Origin of the sequence: Pseudomonas sp. GL-R-26 (genome assembly GCF_019947365.1) — a bacterium.
In the GTDB taxonomy this organism is placed as follows: domain Bacteria; phylum Pseudomonadota; class Gammaproteobacteria; order Pseudomonadales; family Pseudomonadaceae; genus Aquipseudomonas.
The window spans coordinates 1-20,590 of the sequence record NZ_JAGYGI010000014.1 but is presented as its reverse complement, the minus strand read 5'-3'; the positions used below and the strand labels follow the sequence as shown (position 1 = coordinate 20,590).

Genomic DNA, 20,590 nt, shown 5'->3' with positions numbered 1-20,590 from the left:
CCATCGCGAGCTTGCTCGCGATGGCGCCCTGAAGAACTCCACGAATTCCAGGGTCAGATCCACCCACCCCACTGCAAAAAGAAGATCCCGACATTGGTGGTGACCGCCGCCATCAGCGTGGTGATCACGATAATCGCCGCCGCCAGCTCGTGATTGCCATCCGCCGCCCGGGCCATGACGAAACTGGCTGCGGCGGTCGGGCTGCCGAAGTACAGGAACAGAATTCCCAACTCCGCCCCACGAAAGCCCCACAACCACGCCCCCAGTGTCGCCAGTACCGGCAAGCTGATCATCTTCACCAGGCTTGAACTGAGCGCCATGCTGCCGCTTTTGCGCAGTGCTGCCAGGGACAGCGTGCCGCCGATGCAGATCAGCGCTAGCGGCAAGGTGGTTTGCGCCAGGTACTGGCCTGAGGTTTCCAGCCAGCCCGGCAAGCCGATCTTGAAATAGGCGAAGGGTGCAGCCGCAATCACACTGATGATCAGCGGATTGCTGAACACGCTTTTGCAGATGCTCCACGGATCGGACTTGATCACCGGGCTGTACACCGCCAGCACGATGGTCGAGAGGGTGTTGTAGAACAGGATCACCAGCGCCGCGAGGATCGCCCCGAGGGAAATCCCGTAGTCGCCATACATGCTTGCCGCCAGCGCCAGGCCGATGACCCCGTTATTACCGCGAAAGGCACCTTGGGTGTAGATCCCCCGATCTTCCCGCGGGCACTTCCAGATCGCCCAGCCCCAGGCGATGGCAAAACACACCAGGGTCGCGAGGGAGAAATAGATCAGCAGCGCCGGCTGCAATGCCGCGTGCAGGTCGGCATGCAGGATGCCCAGAAACAGCAACGCCGGCATGGTGACGTTGAACACCAGGGCCGACGCGGTGTGGATGAAGTTGTCGTTGATCCAGTCGATGCGCTTGAGCAGCACCCCCAGAAACAGCATGGCAAACACCGGCGCGGTGATGTTCAGGGTTTCGAGGAAAATTGCCAGCATGCAGGGGGTAACCTTGGTGGGCGTCGTTAGGAGGCTAATGATAAGCCACTGAGGGCTTCGGCGCCTGCTGGATCGCCCTCTTGAACAGGCAATGAATCACATGTGGCGAGGGCGCTTGTCGGAACGCCGCACCGTCCCGCTGGGTCGCGAAGCGGCCCCAAAAGATGGGACTGCTACGCAGTCCAGCGGGAGCAAGCTCCCTCGCCACAGTCTCAGGTGATCGGCGCCGGGTTGAACAGGGTGATGTCGTTATGCAGCTTGTGCTGCTCGGCCCAGGTCTGTTTCTTGCCGCTGGCTACGTCCAGGTAGTAGTGGAACAACTCCCAGCCCAGCTCCTCGATCGATGCGCGGCCGGTGGCAATGCGCCCGGCGTCAATGTCGATCAGGTCCGGCCAGCGTTGCGCCAGTTCGGTCCGGGTCGAAACCTTCACGACCGGCGCCATGGCCAGCCCGTAAGGCGTGCCGCGACCGGTAGTGAACACATGCAGGTTCATCCCCGCCGCCAGTTGCAGCGTCCCGCAGACAAAGTCACTGGCCGGGGTCGCACAGAAGATCAGGCCTTTGCGCTTGAAACGCTCGCCAGGGCCAAGCACGCCGTTGATCGCGCTGCTGCCGGACTTGACGATCGATCCCAGGGATTTCTCGACAATGTTCGACAACCCGCCCTTCTTGTTGCCCGGCGTGGTGTTGGCACTGCGATCCGCCTCGCCCTTGGCCAGGTAACGGTCGTACCAGTCCATTTCCCGCACCAGTTCCTGGGCGACGTCCTGGTTTTCCGCACGGGAGGTCAGCAGATAAATGGCATCGCGCACTTCGGTGACTTCGGAAAACATCACCGTTGCACCGGCCCGCAGCAGCAGGTCCGAGGCATAACCGAGCGCCGGGTTGGCGGTGATGCCGGAGAACGCATCACTGCCGCCGCATTGCATGCCAAGGATCAGCTCGGACGCCGGCACGGTTTCCCGGCGACGTTGATCGAGCTTCTTCAAGCGTGTCTCGGCCAGCTCCATGATCTGTTCGATCATTTCGGTGAAGCCGTGACTGGAGTCCTGCAAGCGGTACAGCCATGGCTCGCTCAAATCCACCGAGCTGTCGTTGTCGTGCATCACCTGCCCGGCCTGCAATTTCTCGCAGCCCAGGCTGATAACCAAGGCTTCGCCGCCCAGGTTGGGGTTGCGTGCCAGGTTGCGCACGGTGCGGATCGGGATGTACGCGTCAGTCGCAGTGATAGCCACGCCACAGCCGTAGCTGTGGGTCAGCGCCACCACGTCGTCGACGTGCGGGTACTTGGGCAACAACTCGTCCTTGATGCGCTTGACCGCATGATCGAGCACCCCGGTCACGCACTGCACGGTGGTAGTGATGCCGAGAATGTTGCGCGTGCCGACGGTGCCGTCGGCGTTGCGATAACCCTCGAAAGTGAAGCCTTCCAGCGGTGCCTGCGCGGCCGGCACATCGGTGGACAGCGGCAGGCTGTCCAGCGGTGGCGCGGTCGGCATGCGCAGTTGATCTTCCTTGACCCAACTGCCGCGGGGAATCGGCTGCAAGGCATAGCCAATGACCTGGCCGTAACGAATCACCTGGCCACCTTCGGGAATGTCTTCCAGGGTGACCTTGTGGCTCTGTGGCACGAAGTCCACGGTAACCAGGCCGTCCGCAAACTTGGTACCGGCCGGTACACCCTGATCATTGACCACGATCACTACGTTATCCCGCTCGTGCAGGCGGATGTAGCGCGGCGAGTCGGAATGTTCAATCAACTGCATGACGCCGCTCCTCAGGAATGCGCTTGAGACAATTTGCCAGGGGCTTCAGTACCGTTCGCTGGCGGCTCTTTTAGCACCACGCGCTTGATCGGGCCCACGATCACCAGATAGCTGAACACCGCGACCAAAGCGTTGCAACCGACGAACACCAACGCCCATTTGAACGAACCGGTGGAGCTGATGATGTAACCGATGACGATCGGGGTGGTGATCGAGGCGATGTTGCCGAACATGTTGAACAGGCCGCCACTCAGACCGGCGATCTGCTTCGGCGAGGTGTCGGAGACCACGGCCCAGCCCAGCGCGCCCACGCCTTTACCGAAGAACGCCAGAGCCATGAAGCCCACGACCATCCATTCGATGTCCACATAGTTGCAAGCCACAATGCTGCTGGAAACCAGCAGGCCGGCAATGATCGGCGCTTTGCGGGCGAAGGTCAGGGAATGGCCTTTGCGCAGCAGGTAATCGGAAATCACCCCGCCGAGCACACCACCGATGAAGCCGCAGATCGCCGGCAAGGAGGCAATAAAACCGGCCTTGAGAATGGTCATGCCGCGTTCCTGCACCAGGTACACCGGGAACCAGGTCAGGAAGAAATAAGTGATGGCGTTGATGCAGTACTGGCTCAGGTACACGCCCAGCATCATGCGGTTGGTCAGCAACTGGCGCACGTAGTCCCATTTCGGACCCTCGCTGCGTTTGGCCGAACCTTTGGCCTTGTCCTGATCCAGGTCGACCATGCCACCATTGTCGGCGATGTGCTTGAACTCGGCATCGTTGATCATCGGGTGTTGACGCGGGCTGTGGATAACTTTCAGCCAGACCAGCGAGAACACCATGCCGATCACGCCCATGACAATGAACACGTGCTGCCAGCCGAAGGTGAAGACGATCCAGCCCATCAGCGGTGCGAACAGCACGGTGGCGAAGTACTGCGCGGAGTTGAAGATAGCCGAGGCAGTACCGCGTTCAGCGGTCGGGAACCAGGCCGCCACGATGCGCGCGTTGCCGGGGAAGGATGGCGCTTCGGCCAGGCCCACCAAAAAGCGCAGCATGAACAGCGCGACCACTGCGGTAGACATGCCGAACTCGCCGACATAGCCCTGCAGCACGGTGAACAGCGACCAGGTGAAGATGCTCAGTGCGTAGATTTTTTTCGAGCCGAAACGGTCCAGCAACCAGCCACCGGGGATTTGCCCGGCCACGTAGGCCCAACCGAATGCGGAGAAGATGTAGCCGAGGGTAACGGCGTCGATGCCGAGGTCTTTTTGCAGGCTGGAGCCGGCGATTGCGATGGTAGCGCGGTCGGCGTAGTTGATCGTGGTCACCAGAAACAGCATGAGCAGGATCAAATAGCGGACGTGAGTCGGCTTGGTCGATTGCATGTAGATGTACTCCCACTGATTATTTTTATGCGGGTAAAACATTCAAGAGTCATGTGCCGCGCAAGGCCTTAGGCAAGGACCTTGCGCGGGTGCAGCGGGGTTACGATCCGATGTAGGCAGTTTTTACGACAGTGTAAAACTCTTGCGCATAGCGACCTTGCTCACGTGATCCATAGGATGAACCTTTACGCCCACCGAACGGAACGTGGTAATCCACACCGGCGGTCGGCAGGTTGACCATCACCATCCCGGCCTGGGAGTGGCGCTTGAAGTGGTTGGCGTACTTCAGGGACGTGGTAGCGATGCCCGCCGACAGCCCGAACTCGGTGTCGTTGGCCATGGCCAGCGCAGCTTCGTAATCGGCGACGCGAACGATGTTGGCCACCGGGCCGAAGATCTCTTCCTGGCTGATGCGCATCGAAGCTTCGCTGTTGGCAAACAGGGTTGGCGCGAGGAAGTAACCCTCGGTGTCGCAGGTCACCAGACCACCGCCGCTGACCAGACGCGCACCTTCGGACTGGCCGATGTCGATGTACTTCATGTCCTGCTCAAGCTGCGCTTGCGAGACCACCGGCCCGATGTCGGTACCAGCCTTCAACGCGTGGCCGACCTTGATCGACTTCATGCGCTCGGCCATGACTTCGACGAACTGGTCGTGGATGCCAGCGGTGACGATAAAGCGGCTGGAAGCGGTGCAACGCTGGCCGGTGGAGTAGAACGCGCTCTGTACCGACAGCTCGACCGCTTGCTTGAGGTCGGCGTCGTCGAGAATGATCTGCGGGTTCTTGCCGCCCATTTCCAGCTGGACCTTGGCCTGGCGCGATACGCAGCTGACGGCGATCTGACGACCAACACCCACGGAACCGGTGAAGCTGATGCCGTCGACTTTCGGGCTGTGGACCAGCGCATCGCCAACCACACGACCGCTGCCCATCACCAGGTTGAACACACCGGCCGGGAAGCCTGCGCGGGAGATGATTTCGGCCAGGGCCCAGGCGCAACCTGGAACCAGGTCCGCGGGTTTGAGCACGACGCAATTGCCGTAGGCCAGGGCCGGGGCGATTTTCCATGCCGGGATGGCAATCGGGAAGTTCCATGGGGTAATCAGACCGACCACGCCCAGGGCTTCGCGAGTGACTTCAACGTTGACGCCCGGACGCACCGAAGGCAGGTAGTCGCCGGACAGACGCAGGCATTCACCGGCGAAGAACTTGAAGATGTTACCGGCGCGGGTCACTTCACCGATGGCTTCAGGCAGGGTCTTGCCCTCTTCCCGGGCCAGCAGGGTGCCGAGCTCTTCGCGACGGGCGAGGATTTCAGTACCGACTTTATCCAGGGAATCGTGACGCGCCTGAATGCCGGAAGTGGACCAGGCCGGGAACGCGGCACGGGCGGCGTCGATGGCGGCGTGGACCTGAGCCAGATCAGCCTTGGCGTAGTCGCCGATGGCGTCGCTCAGTTCGGACGGGTTGATGTTGGTCGAATAGTCGCCACCGGCAACCCATTCGCCGTTGATGTAGTTATCGAAACACTTTGCATCTGCCACTTTGAGATCTCCTCACGCAAAAGGCCGCTGATTGCTCAGCGGCCTTACTTAATCGGATGTGTTACTGCGCACCCTGCTTGTCGATCAACGCAGCGAGCATTTCATACTCCTCGCCGGTCAGATCGGTCAGCGGTGCACGCACAGGACCTGCGTCGTAGCCGGCGATTTTTGCCCCGGCCTTGACGATGCTCACGGCATATCCGGCCTTGCGGTTACGGATGTCCAGGTACGGCAGGAAGAAGTCGTCGATGATCTTGCCGACGGTCGCGTGATCTTCACGAGCGATCGCGTGGTAGAAGTCCATCGCGGTTTTCGGGATGAAGTTGAACACCGCCGAGGAGTAGACCGGCACGCCCAGCGCCTTGTAGGCCGCGGCGTAGACTTCGGCGGTCGGCAAGCCACCCAGGTAGCTGAAGCGATCACCGAGGCGGCGACGGATCGACACCATCAACTCGATATCACCCAGGCCATCCTTGTAGCCGATCAGGTTCGGGCAGCGCTCGGCCAGACGTTCCAGCAGCGGCGCGGTCAGGCGGCAGACGTTACGGTTGTAGACCACCACGCCGATGTTGACCGATTTGCACACGGCTTCAACGTGGGCGGCAACGCCGTCCTGGCTGGCTTCGGTCAGGTAGTGCGGTAGCAGCAACAGGCCCTTGGCGCCCAGACGCTCGGCTTCCTGTGCGTATTCGATGGCCTGGCGGGTCGAACCGCCCACACCGGCCAGGATTGGCACGCTGGTGGCACAAGTGTCGACCGCAGTCTTGATGATTTCCGAATATTCGCTGGCCGCCAGAGAGAAGAACTCACCGGTGCCGCCCGCGGCGAACAGTGCCGAGGCGCCGTATGGGGCCAGCCATTCGAGACGCTTGATGTAACCCGCGCGATTGAAGTCGCCCTGAGCATTGAAATCGGTAACCGGGAAAGACAGCAGACCGGAAGAGAGGATGGACTTCAGTTCTTGTGGATTCATTATTCGAACACCCTGGATAACGACGTTGTGTGAGAAAACCGTTCAGCCTGCGCTGAAGTTGTAGGTCATCGTACAACTTAAAATACAACCGTCAACTGCATTTCATCGCCAGGGGATGAAAATTGTTCGACAAGAAAGGCTGTTGGCCTGATTTTTAGCGGGTTTCAGCGGAAGAAGGACAGTTGCGAGCACCGTGATAAACGGTCGCTTGAGAGATACGTTGTCGGAAGATGCGGGAAAACTACTGGATTTGTTTTATAGGTTACGGCCCTATCGCGAGCAGGCTCGCTCCTACAGTGATCTTCAGTGTTGCGAGATCCACTGTAGGAGCGAGCCTGCTCGCGATAGCGGTAGTTCAGACGATGGAGGACAAGGGCAAATTACTTACCCCCGCTGCGCCTCAGCCTCTTCATGGGCATGACGCAACCGCTCACGGCTGTTGGTCAGGTGCAAACGCATGGCAGCCCGCGCCGCATCGGAATCCTGACGGGCAATGGCGTCGTAGATTTCTTCGTGCTCACGGCTCAGGCGACCCATGTAGTGCTGCTGGTCGTCATGGGCCAGGCGCGCGGAGTTCAGCCGTGTGCGCGGAATGATGCTGGTGCCCAGGTGGGTCATGATGTCGGTGAAGTAACGGTTGCCGGTGGACAGCGCGATTTCGAGGTGGAAGGCGAAGTCCGAAGCCACGGCGTCACTGGCGTGAGCGGCGCTTTCATTCAACGCATCGAGGGCGGCGCGCATGTTGGCCAACTGTTCCGGACTGCGGCGTTGCGCCGCCAACCCGGCAGACTCCACTTCCAGGCTGATGCGCAGTTCCAGGATCGCCAGCACATCGCGCAAGGTCACCACGGTCGCCGGGTCGATACGGAAACCGCTCGGGCTCGGCGTGTCGAGCACGAAGGTGCCGATACCGTGGCGGGTTTCCACTTGCCCTGCCGCCTGCAAACGGGAAATCGCCTCGCGCACCACCGTGCGGCTGACACCATGGGCATCCATGATGGCCGACTCGGTGGGCAACTTGTCGCCACGCTTGAGATGGCCGTCGCGGATCTGCTCGGACAGCACCGTCACCAGTTCCTGAGCGAGGCTGCGGCGCTTGCGTGGGAGGCGTGGTGCGTCGTTCGGGTTTTCCATGGTGAACATCTGTCTCGAAAAGTTCGGCGGCTGAAAGCGCATCATAGCGCAACGCAGTTGTACGATCACCTTGTAGGAGCGAGCCTGCTCGCGATAGCGGTACGACATTCAATATTTAAATGTCTGACACTCCGCATCGCGAGCAAGCTCGCTCCCACAGGGATCCAAGGTCTTCAGGCGGTCACAGCCTGATCCACCAGATGGCCATTCTCGATACGAATGTGCCGCGGGTGGAAGCGCTTCAGGCTGCTGCGATGACCGACGCTGACAATGCTCAGCCCCGGCAACTCATCGATCAGCGCCTGATACAGCGTGGCCTCGTCTTCTTCGTCCATCGCCGAGGTGGCTTCGTCCATATACAGCCATTGCGGTGCATAAAGCAGCGCACGGGCGAAGGCCAGGCGCTGCTGCTCACCTGGCGACAACATGCGCTGCCAGTGGTTGGCTTCGTCGAGACGGGCAATCAGGTGCGGCAAGCGGCAGGTTTCCAGCACCTGCGCGTAGCGCTCCTTCGGATAGGTATCGCCGGGCTGTGGATAACTGAGGACATCACGCAGGGTGCCAATCGGCAAATACGGTTTTTGCGGCAGGAACAGGTAGCGCGCCGATGGCAGGCGAATGCTGCCGTGGCCGGTTGGCCACAGATGTCCCATCGCCCGCAGCAGGGTCGACTTGCCGCTGCCGGAACGACCGCTGAGCATTACACGCTCGCCCTCCTTCACGGTCATGTCGGCGTTGGTCAGCAGGTGACGACCTTCAGCCAGGTCGAGGCCGAGGTTGTGCACCTTCAGCGCCGAGCCCGAATTCTGTACGTCGATGGCCGGCGCACGCTCTTCGTTGTCACGCATGGCCTGGTGGAAGCTCAACAGACGATCGCAGGTGGCGCGCCAGGAAGCGAGGCTCTGGTACGCACTGATAAACCAGCTGAAGCTTTCCTGCACATTGCCGAATGCCGAGCTGATTTGCATCAGCTCGCCCAGTTCGATCTTGCCGGAAAGGTAACGCGGCGCGGCAACCATGAAGGGGAAGATGATGGCGGCCTGGCTGTAACCGGCGGTGAAGAACGTCAGGCGCTTGGACACTTTCATGATGTCCCAGAAGTTATGCCAGACCATCCCGAAGCGGCTGCTCAACCGACGGTTTTCGTTCGGTTCGCCGTTGTACAACGCGATGCTTTCGGCATTCTCGCGAATTCGCACCATGGAGAAACGCAGGTCGGCTTCGAAGCGTTGTTGCTGGTTGTTCAGGCCGATCAGGCGACGACCGATCAAATGCGTCAACCAGCTGCCTACCACCGCGTAAACCAGCACGCACCAGAACATGTAGCCGGGAATGGTGATGCCGAATACTTCAATGCTGCCCGACACGCCCCACAGGATGATCGAAAACGACACCAGGCTGACGATATTGCGCAGCAGCCCGATACCCAGTTCAAGGGTGTTGGAAGTGAAGTTGTTGAGGTCTTCGGAAATCCGCTGGTCCGGGTTATCGGTGTAACCGCCCTGCTCCAGTTGGTAGTAATTTTTGTCACCCAACCAGCGTGCAAAGTGCTTTTCAGTAAGCCACGCCCGCCAGCGGATCGTTAGCATCTGCGTCAGGTACAGCCGGTACACCGCGCCGACGATCGCCACCGCCGCAATCGCGCAGAAGTACAGGATCAGTTGCCAGAACGCCGCCTCGTCCTTCTTTTGCAGGGCGTTGTAGAAGTCCTTGTACCAGGTGTTGAACCACACCGAGATCCCCACGCTGATCAGCGACAGCGCAATCACCGCGATCAGCAGCGTCCAGGCCTTGACCTTCTCTTCACTGCGCCAGTAAGGCGTGATCATCGCCCACACTTTGCGAAAAAACTGCCCGCGCACGGCGTCGTTGACCGCGGAATACTCAGCGTTCTGATTCATGGATAAGGCTCGATAGAGAAAAGTACACGCACGAACCGATCATAGATGATCGGTCCGGTTTGTCGCGAGATACGGCCCGCATTCGTTCAGCGCTGGTTCAGCGGCGAACCGGACGCTTCTGCAGTTTTCGCTGCAGCGTGCGGCGGTGCATGCCCAGGGCACGGGCCGTGGCGGAGATATTGCCTTCGTGCTCGGTCAGCACGCGCTGGATGTGCTCCCACTGCAAGCGGTCCACGGACATCGGGTTTTCCGGCACCAGACTGTCGAGGTCGGCGTGCTCGGACAGCAGCGCCGCCAGCACGTCGTCGGCGTCCGCCGGCTTGCACAGGTAGTTGCAGGCACCGCGCTTGATCGCCTCGACGGCAGTGGCAATGCTCGAATAACCGGTGAGGATCACCACGCGCATTTCCGGGTCCATTTCCAGCAACTTGGGCAGCAGCACCAGGCCGGAATCGCCGTCCATCTTCAGGTCCAGGGCGGCGTAATCCGGCAGATCGGCCTTGGCCAGCTCCAGGCCTTCCTCGGCGGAACCGGCAGTGCTGACGCGAAAACCACGGCGGGCCATGGCACGGGCCATGACGCGGGTGAATGTGGCGTCGTCATCGACCAGCAACAAATGCGGCAGTTCTTCGCCTTCGACTTGGATCTCTTCACTCATGTTCGTCTCCTCGGGCGACACGGGGCAGGCGCAGCTCGGTGAGCGTGCCACCTTCCTCATGACTGTAGAGTTTCACTGAGCCGCCGGCGCGTGTCACGCTGGCCTTGCTCAAAAACAGGCCCAGGCCGAAACCTTTGCCCTTGGTGGTAAAAAACGGTTTGCCGATTTGCTCGGCGATGGCCAGCGGCACACCGGCTCCATGATCACGAATGCTGATGGTGAGGTTTTCCCAATCCCAGTCCAGCGTGACTTGCAGCCCTTCGGGGCAGGCATCGGCAGCGTTGTTCAACAGATTCAGCAAAGCCTGGGTCAGGTCTGGTGGCGGCGCCATGCGGGGGACCGGACCCTGACCGAGGCGTTGGAAACGATAGCTGGCTTCCGGGCGCATCAGGTGCCAGCGATTGAGGGCTTCATCAAGCCAGTCGGTGACGTCCTGCATCTCCACAGCCAACCGGCGATTGGCTTCGGCGGCACGCACCAGATGCTGCAAGGTCTCTTTACACAACTTGACCTGATCCTGCAGCACGCTCAGGTCATCCTGCAACATCGGGTCATGGTGGTCCTGACGCATTTCCTTGAGCAACACGCTCATGGTCGCCAGTGGCGTGCCCAGTTCATGGGCCGCACCGGCGGCCTGGGTGGCGACAGCCAGCAGTTGCTGATCGCGCAGGCCTTCTTCGCGACGAATGGCCCGCAGCTCTTCCTGACGACGCAGTTCTTCGGCCATGCGCGCGGCGAAGAAGGTGATCACTGCGGCAGCAAGGGCGAAGCTCAACCACATCCCGTACACCTGCAGGTTTTCCCGGGCAATCGGGAAGGTTTGCAGCGGGTAGAACTGCGCCAGCAACAGCGTGTACATCGTCAGCGCGATACCCGACAGGATCACCGAATAACGCCATGGCAACGTCACCGCGGCAATGGTCAGCGGCACCAGGTAATAGGAGACGAAGGGGTTGGTCGAGCCGCCGGAGAAATACAGCAAGGCACTGTGGATAAACAGGTCGCAGGCCAGTTGCACGGCGTATTCGAGCTCGGTCACCGGCCACGAGGTGCGCAGGCGAATCGCCGTGAACACGCACAGCAGCATTGAACATGCGAGCGTCGCCGCCAATTGAAACCAGGGCAGTGGCAGCAATTCGAGCCAGTAGGCCAGGCCAACGGAACCGGCCTGGGCGGCCAGCACCAACGTGCGGATGAACGTCAGCCGCCAGAGGTTCTGGCGAGTGGCGGAAGTGATTTGAACGGGGGCGAGCATGAGCTCTCCTGATGAGCGCTCCAGGCGGATCGCAGGGAGTATAACCAAGCACGGGGGCTGACAGGCAAAAGTGCGGCAAACGGCCACAGCCAGACGCATGGATCTGCGTGCAATGAACTCTGTGGCGAGGGGGCTTGCCCCCGTTGGACTGCGAAGCAGTCCCAAAGCATGGCTCTGCGTTTTGTCTGTTGAATCCCGTGAACCCATTTGCGACTGCTTCGCAGCCGAACGGGGGCAAGCCCCCTCACCACAGGGCCACCTGTGCGCCATCTGTATAGAAGTTGTAACTGTGCGAACCGGAGCATAAAAGCTAGAGTCTGATGGTTTCACGCAGGCCCGGATCATACCCCTGCGCACCTTTCAAGGAGCCTTCATGCACACATTCCGCCGCAGCGCCGCCCTCCTCGCCCTGAGCGTTGGCACCGTCGCCAGCCTCCCGGCCCTGGCCGCCGACGAGCTACATTACAACCAGATTTCCCTGCGCGCCGAAGTCAGTCAGGAAGTGGCCCGCGACCTGATGATCGTGACCCTCTACACCGAAGAACAGAACACCGACCCGGCCAAACTCGCCGCCGATGTCAGCACCACCATGAACAAGGCGCTGGCCCAGGCCAAGCAAGTCAAGAACATCACCCTGCGCCAGGGCAGCCGTAACAGCTATCCGATCTACGACACCAAGGGCCAGAAAATCACTGGTTGGCGCGAGCGCGCCGAATTGCGCCTGGAGAGTTCGGACTTCGCCGCGCTGTCGAAGCTGACCGGCGAACTGCTCACCGACCTGAAAATGGGTGGCATGGACTTCGCCATCGCCACCCCGACGCGCAAGGCCAGCGAAGACGCCCTGCTCAAGGACGCCGTGACCGCCTTCAAGGCCCGCGCCCAACTGGCCACCGACGCCCTGGGCGGCAAGAGCTACAAAATCGTCAACCTGAACCTCAACAGCAACGGTTATCCACAGCCTTACCTGCGCGCTCCAATGATGATGAAAGCCGCCGCCATGGACAGCGCACCGGTGACGCCGGATGTCGAGGCCGGCACCAGCCAGGTCAGCATGACCGCGGATGGCTCGATTGAAGTGCTGATGCCTTGAATCGATAGCCCGTAAACAAAAGACGGCGATCACTCAGATGATCGCCGTTTTTTTTGGGCAGTTTTCAGGCATGAGCTATAACTGGAGAGACCACCGGAAAAAGCCGGCAGTTGCACCGGGTGCAACTGAAATTGATTGGCCACCATCGGTGCAACAATAACCACTCTTATTCACGCCATACCCACCGCCCAAAACGGGGTATAAATAAGTAACACCTCGCCCTGATCGGGAGCACTCAGCGTTCGGGATGCACCTTGAAAGTGCGTCATTTGCACCGTAAAAACGCCGCGCAAACGGTCAAATGCGTCAGGAGTTATACAAATGCGACATTAAGGTACGTTCGTGCCACCGTTTAAGGCTTGTAGTCACTCTGGATCTTGCATTGGGTATGGCCCCTGCATAAGTATCCGCAGGCACGACTCACGAGGTCGTCCTCTAATTCCAAAAATGACAACAAATCATGAGGCCACCATGCTTAAACACGCGGTCATTCCGTTCTTAGTTGGCGCAAGCTTGTTAGCCAGCGCACCGTTCGCCCAAGCAGCGACTAACCTGGTGTTCTGCTCCGAAGGGAGCCCGGCCGGTTTCGATCCAGGTCAATACACCACCGGAACCGACTTCGACGCCTCTGCAGAAACCATGTTCAACCGCCTCACCCAGTTCGAGCGCGGCGGCACCGCCGTTATTCCTGGGCTGGCGACCAAGTGGGACATCTCCGATGACGGCCTGACTTACACCTTCCACCTGCGTGAAGGCGTCAAGTTCCACACCACCCCGTATTTCAAGCCGACTCGTGAGTTCAACGCCGACGACGTGCTGTTCACCTTTAATCGCATGATTAACAAGGATGACCCGTTCCGCAAAGCGTACCCGACCGAATTCCCGTACTTCACCGACATGGGGATGGATACCAACATCACCAAGATCGATAAAGTCGACGACCACACGGTCAAGTTCACCCTCAAAGACGTTGATGCCGCGTTCATCCAGAACATGGCCATGAGCTTCGCCTCGATCCAGTCCGCCGAGTACGCTGCCCAACTGCTCAAGGAAGGCAAGACTGCCGACATCAACCAGAAGCCGATCGGCACCGGCCCGTTCGTGTTCAAGAGCTACCAGAAAGACTCCAACATCCGCTACACCGGGAACAAGGACTACTGGAAGCCTGACGACGTGAAGATCGACAACCTGATCTTCGCCATCACCACCGACCCGTCGGTACGTATCCAGAAGCTGAAGAAGAACGAGTGCCAGGTCACCCTGTTCCCTCGTCCGGCCGACCTGAAGGCGCTCAAGGAAGACAAGGACTTGAAACTGCCTGACCAGGCTGGTTTCAACCTCGGTTACATCGCCTACAACGTGATGCCCAAGGTCAAGGGGCAAACGGATGCGAACCCGTTGGCTGACCTGAAGGTACGCCAGGCAATGGACATGGCGGTCAACAAGCAACAGATCATCGACTCCGTGTATCAGGGCGCCGGCCAGCTGGCCGTCAACGCCATGCCTCCGACCCAGTGGTCCTACGACACCACCATCAAGGATGCGCCGTACAACCCTGAGAAAGCCAAGGAGCTGCTCAAGGAAGCCGGCGTGAAAGAGGGCACCGAAATCGTTCTATGGGCGATGCCGGTACAGCGTCCATACAACCCGAACGCCAAGCTGATGGCAGAAATGCTGCAGTCCGACTGGTCCAAGATCGGCCTCAAGGTCAAGATCCAGAGCTACGAGTGGGGCGAGTACATCAAGCGCTCCAAAGGTGGCGAGAACCAGGCGATGCTGATTGGCTGGAGCGGTGACAATGGTGATCCGGACAACTGGCTGAACGTACTGTTCGGCTGCGACTCGCTGGAAGGCAACAACTTCTCCAAATGGTGCGACAAGAAGTTTGACGACATCGTCAAGCAAGCCAAGCGCACTTCGGACCAAGGCAAACGCACCGAACTGTACAAACAGGCGCAACACGTCCTCAAAGACGCTGTGCCTATGACACCTATCGCTCACTCGACGGTGTTCCAACCCATGCGCGCCAACGTGCAGGACTTCAAGATCAGCCCATTTGGCTTGAACTCCTTCTACGGCGTCAGCGTCAGCAAATAAGGTTTTGCAACGGCGGCGTTCCTGACGTCGCCGTTGCTTTATCTTCCGAGAAAGCAGGAATTCGCCTACATCCTAATCCGCAGCTGACTACAGCATCGGGCGAGGACGCGTTGCCATTTCCTACGAGTCTTTAGGACTCTACGCATTTACTGCCGGACCCATGGCTCATACCGTCGGGATCTGACCAGTGCACGCGTGGGTCATCGGTTACTGCTGTGTGCATGGCTTGAAATCAGTGATGCCCCTACGTCCGCGGACGGGACGGCGGCTCATTGACAACACTTTGAGAAAAGAGGGAGCGTTATGCGCCATACCTTGGTTTTATCCGCATTGCTGGGCACCGGCCTGTTGGCCGCCACTTCCATCACCCAGGCCGCCAACAACAGCCTGGTGTTCTGCTCCGAAGGCAGCCCCGCCGGTTTCGACACGGCGCAGTACACCACTGCGACCGACAACGACGCCGCCGAGCCGCTGTACAACCGGTTGGCAGAGTTTGAAAAAGGCGCGACCAACGTCGTACCGGGCCTGGCCATGAGCTGGGATATTTCCGAGGACGGCCTCAAATACACCTTTCACCTGCGCGAAGGAGTGAAGTTTCATACCACCAAATACTTCACGCCGACCCGAGACTTCAACGCCGATGACGTGCTGTTCACGTTCAATCGCATGCTCGATCCGCAACAACCCTTCCGTAAGGCTTATCCGACAGAGTTTCCGTACTTCAACGGCATGAGCCTGAACAAGAACATCGCCAAGGTCGAAAAGACCGGGCCGCTGACCGTGGTCTTTACGCTCAATAGTGTAGACGCCGCGTTCATCCAGAACATCGCCATGAGCTTCGCCGCCATCCTTTCGGCCGAGTACGCCGACAAGCTGCTGGCCGAAGGCAAGCCGAGCGACATCAACCAGAAGCCGATCGGCACCGGGCCGTTCGTGTTCAAGAGCTACCAGAAAGACTCGAACATCCGTTACACCGGCAACAAGCATTACTGGGACCCGAGCCGGGTCAAGCTCGACAACCTGATTTTCGCCATCAACACCGACGCCTCGGTGCGCGTGCAGAAACTCAAGGCCGGCGAGTGTCAGATCACCTTGCATCCACGCCCTGCCGATGTAACCGCACTGAAGAGCGACCCGGCCCTGCAATTGATCGAGAAGCCTGGTTTCAACCTCGGCTACATCGCCTACAACGTGCGCCACAAACCCTTCGACCAGCTCGAAGTACGCCAGGCGCTGGACATGGCGGTGAACAAACAAGGCATTCTCAATGCCGTCTACCAGGGCGCGGGGCAACTGGCGGTCAACGCCATGCCGCCGACCCAATGGTCCTACGACGAGACCATCAAGGACGCCGCCTACAACCCGGAAAAAGCCAAGGAGTTGCTCAAGGCTGCCGGCGTCAAGGAAGGCACCGAAATCACCCTCTGGGCCATGCCGGTCCAGCGTCCGTACAACCCCAATGCCAAGTTGATGGCCGAAATGCTCCAGGCTGACTGGGCGAAAATCGGCCTCAAGGTCAAGATCGTCAGCTATGAGTGGGGCGAGTACATCAAGCGCACCAAGAACGGCGAGCACGACATCAGCCTGATCGGCTGGACCGGCGACAACGGTGATCCGGACAACTGGCTGGGCACGCTCTACAGCTGCGACGCCATTGGTGGTAACAACTACTCGATGTGGTGTGATCCGGCTTACGACAAGCTGATCAAGCAGGCCAAGGTCGTCACCGACCGCGACCAGCGCACCCTGCTCTACAAACAGGCGCAGCAGTTGCTCAAGCAGCAAGTGCCGATCACGCCAGTCGCCCACTCAACGGTCAACCAGCCGCTGAGCGCCAAAATCGAAGGGTTCAAAGTGAGCCCGTTCGGTCGCAACGTTTTCTCGGGTGTCAGCATAGAAAAATAACCGATTAGCCAGAAATGCCGGGGGGCGGATTTTCCGCCCTCACGCAGACGCTTTGCCGTCTTTTGCCAATTTGGCTGACAGCAAACGTTTGCGATGCCGTGAATGAGTTCTAAACCAATAGCCGGATCACAAAAAAAGACCGGCATAAAAAAAGAAAGTAAGGAGCTTTACCCATGAAACTGAGCAGCACCGCGTTATTGGCCTTGGCCATAAGCAGCGTAACCGCCACGGCTTACGCAGAAACCCAAAGCCAGGCTTTCACCCCGGTTACCGTGAACGAGAAAAGCGCCCAAAGCGAAGCCACCGGCTTTGTCGAAGGCCAGTCGATCACCGGCACCACGCGTAACTGGTACGCCAACGAGCAACTGCAACGCGGCGCCAAGTTCGCCTACAAGAAGGACGGCGTTTCGACCCCGACCGATCGCCGGATCAACTGGGTCCAGGGCACCATCCTCAAGTACAACTCGGGCTTCACCGAAGGCACTGTCGGTTTCAGCACTGAAGTCGCCGCCTACAATGCCGTTGCCCTGGACCGGGACCGCAAAGACTTGGCGTCCAACAACGGCGGAGCACCGGGCTCTCGTCCTGGCGCGGGCAACAACCGTACCCTGACCAAGGAAGGCGGCGACGCTCAAGGCCAGTGGAGCAAACTGGGCCTGGCCAACGTCAAGGCCCGTATTTCCAACAGCACCCTGACCGCCGGCCGCATGAACTTCAGCAGCCCGATGGTCGACGTGATCGGTAACCGTGCACTGCCTTCGAGCTTCGAAGGTGTGGCCATCCACAGCGAAGAGCTGAACAACCTGGCCTTCGACCTCGCCACCTTCGACCGCAACTCACCGCGTACCGAAGAAAGCCAGCGCAAATTCCGCACCGAATACGCCAACGGCATCGTCGAAACCGACCACATCTACACCGGCGGTATCACCTACAACCCGCTCGCCAGCCTGACCACCAGCCTCTGGGCGACCCAGGCTGAAGACATCTGGAACCAGTACTATTTCGGCGCCTCTCACGTACTGGGCGACAGCCAGGTACTGAGCCTGACCACCGGCCTGAACTACTACAAAACCAAGGAAACCGGTAAAGCCCTGATCGGCGATATCGACAACGACACCTACTCCCTGTCGTTCGGCCTGACCCACCAGGCCCACACCCTGACCTTCTCGTACCAGGAAGTGAACGGTAACGAGTACTTCGACTACCTGCACGAAACCAACGGCATCTACCTGGCCAACTCCCTGCTGTCGGACTTCAACGGCCCGAACGAAAAATCGTTCCAGGTTGCCTACGGTCTGAACATGGCCGAATACGGCGTGCCAGGTCTGAAGTTCAACATCTACCAGGCTCGCGGCTGGGGCATCGACGGTACTCACTACACCGGCAACGGCGGCGTGGCAGGCAAGGGTTACGACGGCATCCAGTCCCAGGATGGCGAAACCCACTATGAATACGGCATCGGCGCGACCTACGCCGTGCAGAGCGGCCCGCTCAAGGCCACCACGATCCGCGGCACCTACACCGCTCACCGTGCCAGCGAAAACCAGGCTGACGGCAGCATCAACGAGTTCCGTCTCGTGACCACGGTTCCGTTCAACATCCTGTAATGCCCGTGCCGAACGGCTGATTCAATGACGAATCGGCCGTTCGGCTTTTGTCCTTTAACTGATTGCAGAGGGTTCTTGATGAAAATGCTTCCCCTACGTGCGGCCATCGCGGCCGCGTTGCTCAGTGTCGCTGTCGGTGTCTCGGCCAAACCCTTGGTGGTTTGTACCGAAAACAGCCCCGAAGGCTTCGACATGGTCCAGTACACGACTGCAGTCACAGCCGACGCCGTGGCCGAAACCATCTTCAATCGCCTGGCAGACTTCAAGCCCGGTACCACCGACGTGATTCCGGCGCTGGCCGACTCCTGGGACATCAGCGAAGACGGCCTGAGCTACACATTCCATCTGCGTAAAGGCGTCAAGTTCCACACCACCGAATACTTCAAGCCGACCCGCGACATGAATGCCGACGACGTGGTCTGGAGCTTCCAGCGTCAGCTGGACCCGAATCACCCGTGGCACAAACTGTCGAGCGTGGGTTTCCCGTACTTTGAAAGCATGGGCTTCAAGGAACTGCTGAAAAGCGTCGAGAAAGTCGACGACAACACGGTCAAGTTCACCCTGACCCGTCCTGAAGCACCGTTTCTGGCCGACATTGCCATGGCCTTCTCGTCGATCTACTCCGCCGAGTACGCCGACCAGTTGCTCAAGGCCAACAAGACCGGCGACCTGAACAACAAGCCGGTCGGCACCGGCCCGTTCGTCTTCCAGCGCTACAACAAGGACGCCCAGGTTCGCTTCAAGGCCAACCCGGACTACTTCCGTGGCAAGCCGCCGGCTGATGCGCTGATCCTGGCCATCGCCACCGACAACAACGTGCGCCTGCAAAAGCTCAAGGCCAACGAATGCCAGGTTGCGCTGTATCCAAAACCGGATGACATCCCGAGCATCAAGAAAGACGACAAGCTGAAAGTCGATGAACTGAATGCGATGACCGTCGCGTACATCGCCATCAACACCACGCACAAGTACCTGAGCGATGTACGGGTGCGTAAAGCCATCGACATCGCCTTCGACAAGGAAGCAGCTGTTAACGCGCTGTTCGGCAAGGGCAATGCAACAGCCGCAGTCAACCCGTTCCCGGACACCCTGCTGGGCTACAACCACACACTGAAAAACCCGGCCCGTGACCTGGACAAGGCCCGTGCCCTGCTCAAGGAAGCCGGCGTACCGGAAGGCACCACCTTCACCCTGTTTACCCGCAACGGAGGCGGTGCAACCAACCCGAACCCGATGCTCGGCGCGCAGATGATGCAAGCCGACCTGGCCAAGGTCGGGATCAAGATCGACATCCGCGTGATGGAATGGGGCGAAATGCTCAAGCGCGCCAAAAACGGCGAGCACGACATGGTTTCCGCCGGATGGGCGGGCGACAACGGCGACCCGGATAACTTCCTGACGCCTATGCTCAGTTGTGAAGCGGCCAAGAACGGAGAAAACTACGCACGCTGGTGCAATGACAAGTTCCAGGCGCTGATCGACCAGGCTCGGGAAAAAACCGATCCGGCCGAACGCGCAGCGCTCTACGAACAGGCCCAGGTTATTTTTAACCAGGACCAGCCGTGGATCAGCTTGGCGCACACTAGAATGTTTACCGCAATGCGCAACAACGTAGAGGGCTATCACATTAGCCCCCTCACCACGAATAACTTCGCCACCACCCAGGTGAAGTAATAAGAAAACTCCCGGCATTCCTGACCCAGGCATGCCGGGCACGCCTAACCGGCTGATGAGGTACAACACACGATGTTTAGTTTTATTGCCCGCCGACTGGGGTTGTTGATCCCCACGTTCTTCGGCATCACCTTGCTGACTTTCGCGTTGATTCGCATGATCCCGGGCGACCCCGTAGAAGTCATGATGGGAGAACGTAGGGTCGATCCCGAAATGCACGCTCAGGCAATGGAACGCCTAGGTCTGAACAAACCCCTGTATGCCCAGTACCTGGATTACATCGGCAAGCTGGCCCACGGCGATCTCGGGGAATCCCTGCGAACCCGTGAAAGCGTGTGGAGCGAATTCACCTCCCTGTTCCCCGCGACCCTGGAACTGTCCTCGGCCGCGCTGTTGTTCGCCGGTGTCCTGGGCCTCTTGGCCGGAGTGATCGCGGCACTCAAGCGAGGGTCCCTGTTCGACCATGGGGTGATGGGGGTCTCCCTGGCGGGATACTCGATGCCGATCTTCTGGTGGGGCCTGATCCTGATCATGTTCTTCTCGGTGAGCCTGGGCTGGACCCCGGTTTCCGGGCGTATCGACCTGCTCTACGACATCGAGCCAC

The 20,590-nt window shown here is 59.6% G+C and carries 15 protein-coding genes; 6 read left to right on the top strand and 9 right to left on the bottom strand.

Going from position 1 to position 20,590, the window contains the following annotated elements; translation table 11 throughout:
* Nucleotides 1-53: 53 nt before the first annotated feature.
* From KGA96_RS16030 to KGA96_RS15990, 9 genes are all read right to left on the bottom strand, one after another.
* The gene (locus KGA96_RS16030; protein ID WP_046040017.1) at nucleotides 54-995 is read right to left on the bottom strand and encodes an AEC family transporter; all 942 of its coding nucleotides are present in this window, start codon (nucleotides 993-995) and stop codon (nucleotides 54-56) included.
* A 212-nt stretch (nucleotides 996-1,207) separates the two neighbouring features.
* The gene (gene garD, locus KGA96_RS16025) at nucleotides 1,208-2,761 is read right to left on the bottom strand and encodes a galactarate dehydratase (protein ID WP_046040015.1); all 1,554 of its coding nucleotides are present in this window, start codon (nucleotides 2,759-2,761) and stop codon (nucleotides 1,208-1,210) included.
* Between the two features lie 11 nt (nucleotides 2,762-2,772).
* A complete protein-coding gene (locus tag KGA96_RS16020) occupies nucleotides 2,773-4,146 on the bottom strand; it encodes an MFS transporter (protein WP_223513599.1) in 1,374 nt (457 codons plus the stop codon).
* A gap of 100 nt (nucleotides 4,147-4,246) precedes the next feature.
* Nucleotides 4,247-5,692: an aldehyde dehydrogenase family protein gene (locus KGA96_RS16015; protein WP_223513597.1), complete on the bottom strand. Its 1,446-nt coding sequence runs from the start codon at nucleotides 5,690-5,692 to the stop codon at nucleotides 4,247-4,249.
* Between the two features lie 61 nt (nucleotides 5,693-5,753).
* Complete coding sequence (gene kdgD / locus KGA96_RS16010) at nucleotides 5,754-6,665, bottom strand: 5-dehydro-4-deoxyglucarate dehydratase (RefSeq protein ID WP_007976489.1); 912 nt, start codon at nucleotides 6,663-6,665, stop codon at nucleotides 5,754-5,756.
* Between the two features lie 384 nt (nucleotides 6,666-7,049).
* On the bottom strand, nucleotides 7,050-7,799 hold the full coding sequence (locus KGA96_RS16005) for a FadR/GntR family transcriptional regulator (protein ID WP_223467498.1): 750 nt from the start codon (nucleotides 7,797-7,799) through the stop codon (nucleotides 7,050-7,052).
* 173 nt (nucleotides 7,800-7,972) lie between these two features.
* Nucleotides 7,973-9,700, bottom strand: coding sequence for an ABC transporter ATP-binding protein/permease (locus KGA96_RS16000; protein ID WP_046040009.1), 1,728 nt, complete (start codon nucleotides 9,698-9,700; stop codon nucleotides 7,973-7,975).
* 97 nt (nucleotides 9,701-9,797) lie between these two features.
* Nucleotides 9,798-10,358 (bottom strand): response regulator transcription factor, encoded by a 561-nt coding sequence (locus KGA96_RS15995; protein WP_007973041.1) that lies wholly within the window; start codon nucleotides 10,356-10,358, stop codon nucleotides 9,798-9,800.
* Nucleotides 10,351-11,613: an ATP-binding protein gene (locus KGA96_RS15990; protein ID WP_057716443.1), complete on the bottom strand. Its 1,263-nt coding sequence runs from the start codon at nucleotides 11,611-11,613 to the stop codon at nucleotides 10,351-10,353. Before KGA96_RS15990 ends, KGA96_RS15995 begins: the two co-directional genes overlap by 8 nt.
* Nucleotides 11,614-11,986: 373 nt before the next feature.
* On the opposite strand from KGA96_RS15990, the gene KGA96_RS15985 reads away from it, so the two are divergent.
* The 6 genes from KGA96_RS15985 to KGA96_RS15960 form a co-directional block, all read left to right on the top strand.
* On the top strand, nucleotides 11,987-12,703 hold the full coding sequence (locus tag KGA96_RS15985; protein WP_046040005.1) for an SIMPL domain-containing protein: 717 nt from the start codon (nucleotides 11,987-11,989) through the stop codon (nucleotides 12,701-12,703).
* A gap of 471 nt (nucleotides 12,704-13,174) precedes the next feature.
* On the top strand, nucleotides 13,175-14,800 hold the full coding sequence (locus tag KGA96_RS15980; RefSeq protein ID WP_223513594.1) for an ABC transporter substrate-binding protein: 1,626 nt from the start codon (nucleotides 13,175-13,177) through the stop codon (nucleotides 14,798-14,800).
* Between the two features lie 303 nt (nucleotides 14,801-15,103).
* Nucleotides 15,104-16,705 (top strand): ABC transporter substrate-binding protein, encoded by a 1,602-nt coding sequence (locus KGA96_RS15975; RefSeq protein ID WP_223513591.1) that lies wholly within the window; start codon nucleotides 15,104-15,106, stop codon nucleotides 16,703-16,705.
* A 173-nt stretch (nucleotides 16,706-16,878) separates the two neighbouring features.
* Nucleotides 16,879-18,312, top strand: a complete 1,434-nt coding sequence (locus tag KGA96_RS15970) for an OprD family porin (RefSeq protein ID WP_046040001.1) — start codon at nucleotides 16,879-16,881, stop codon at nucleotides 18,310-18,312.
* Nucleotides 18,313-18,390: 78 nt separating this feature from the next.
* Nucleotides 18,391-19,986: an ABC transporter substrate-binding protein gene (locus KGA96_RS15965; protein ID WP_223513581.1), complete on the top strand. Its 1,596-nt coding sequence runs from the start codon at nucleotides 18,391-18,393 to the stop codon at nucleotides 19,984-19,986.
* Between the two features lie 72 nt (nucleotides 19,987-20,058).
* The coding region (locus KGA96_RS15960) for an ABC transporter permease subunit (RefSeq protein WP_223513579.1) at nucleotides 20,059-20,590 on the top strand (532 nt) is incomplete at its 3' end.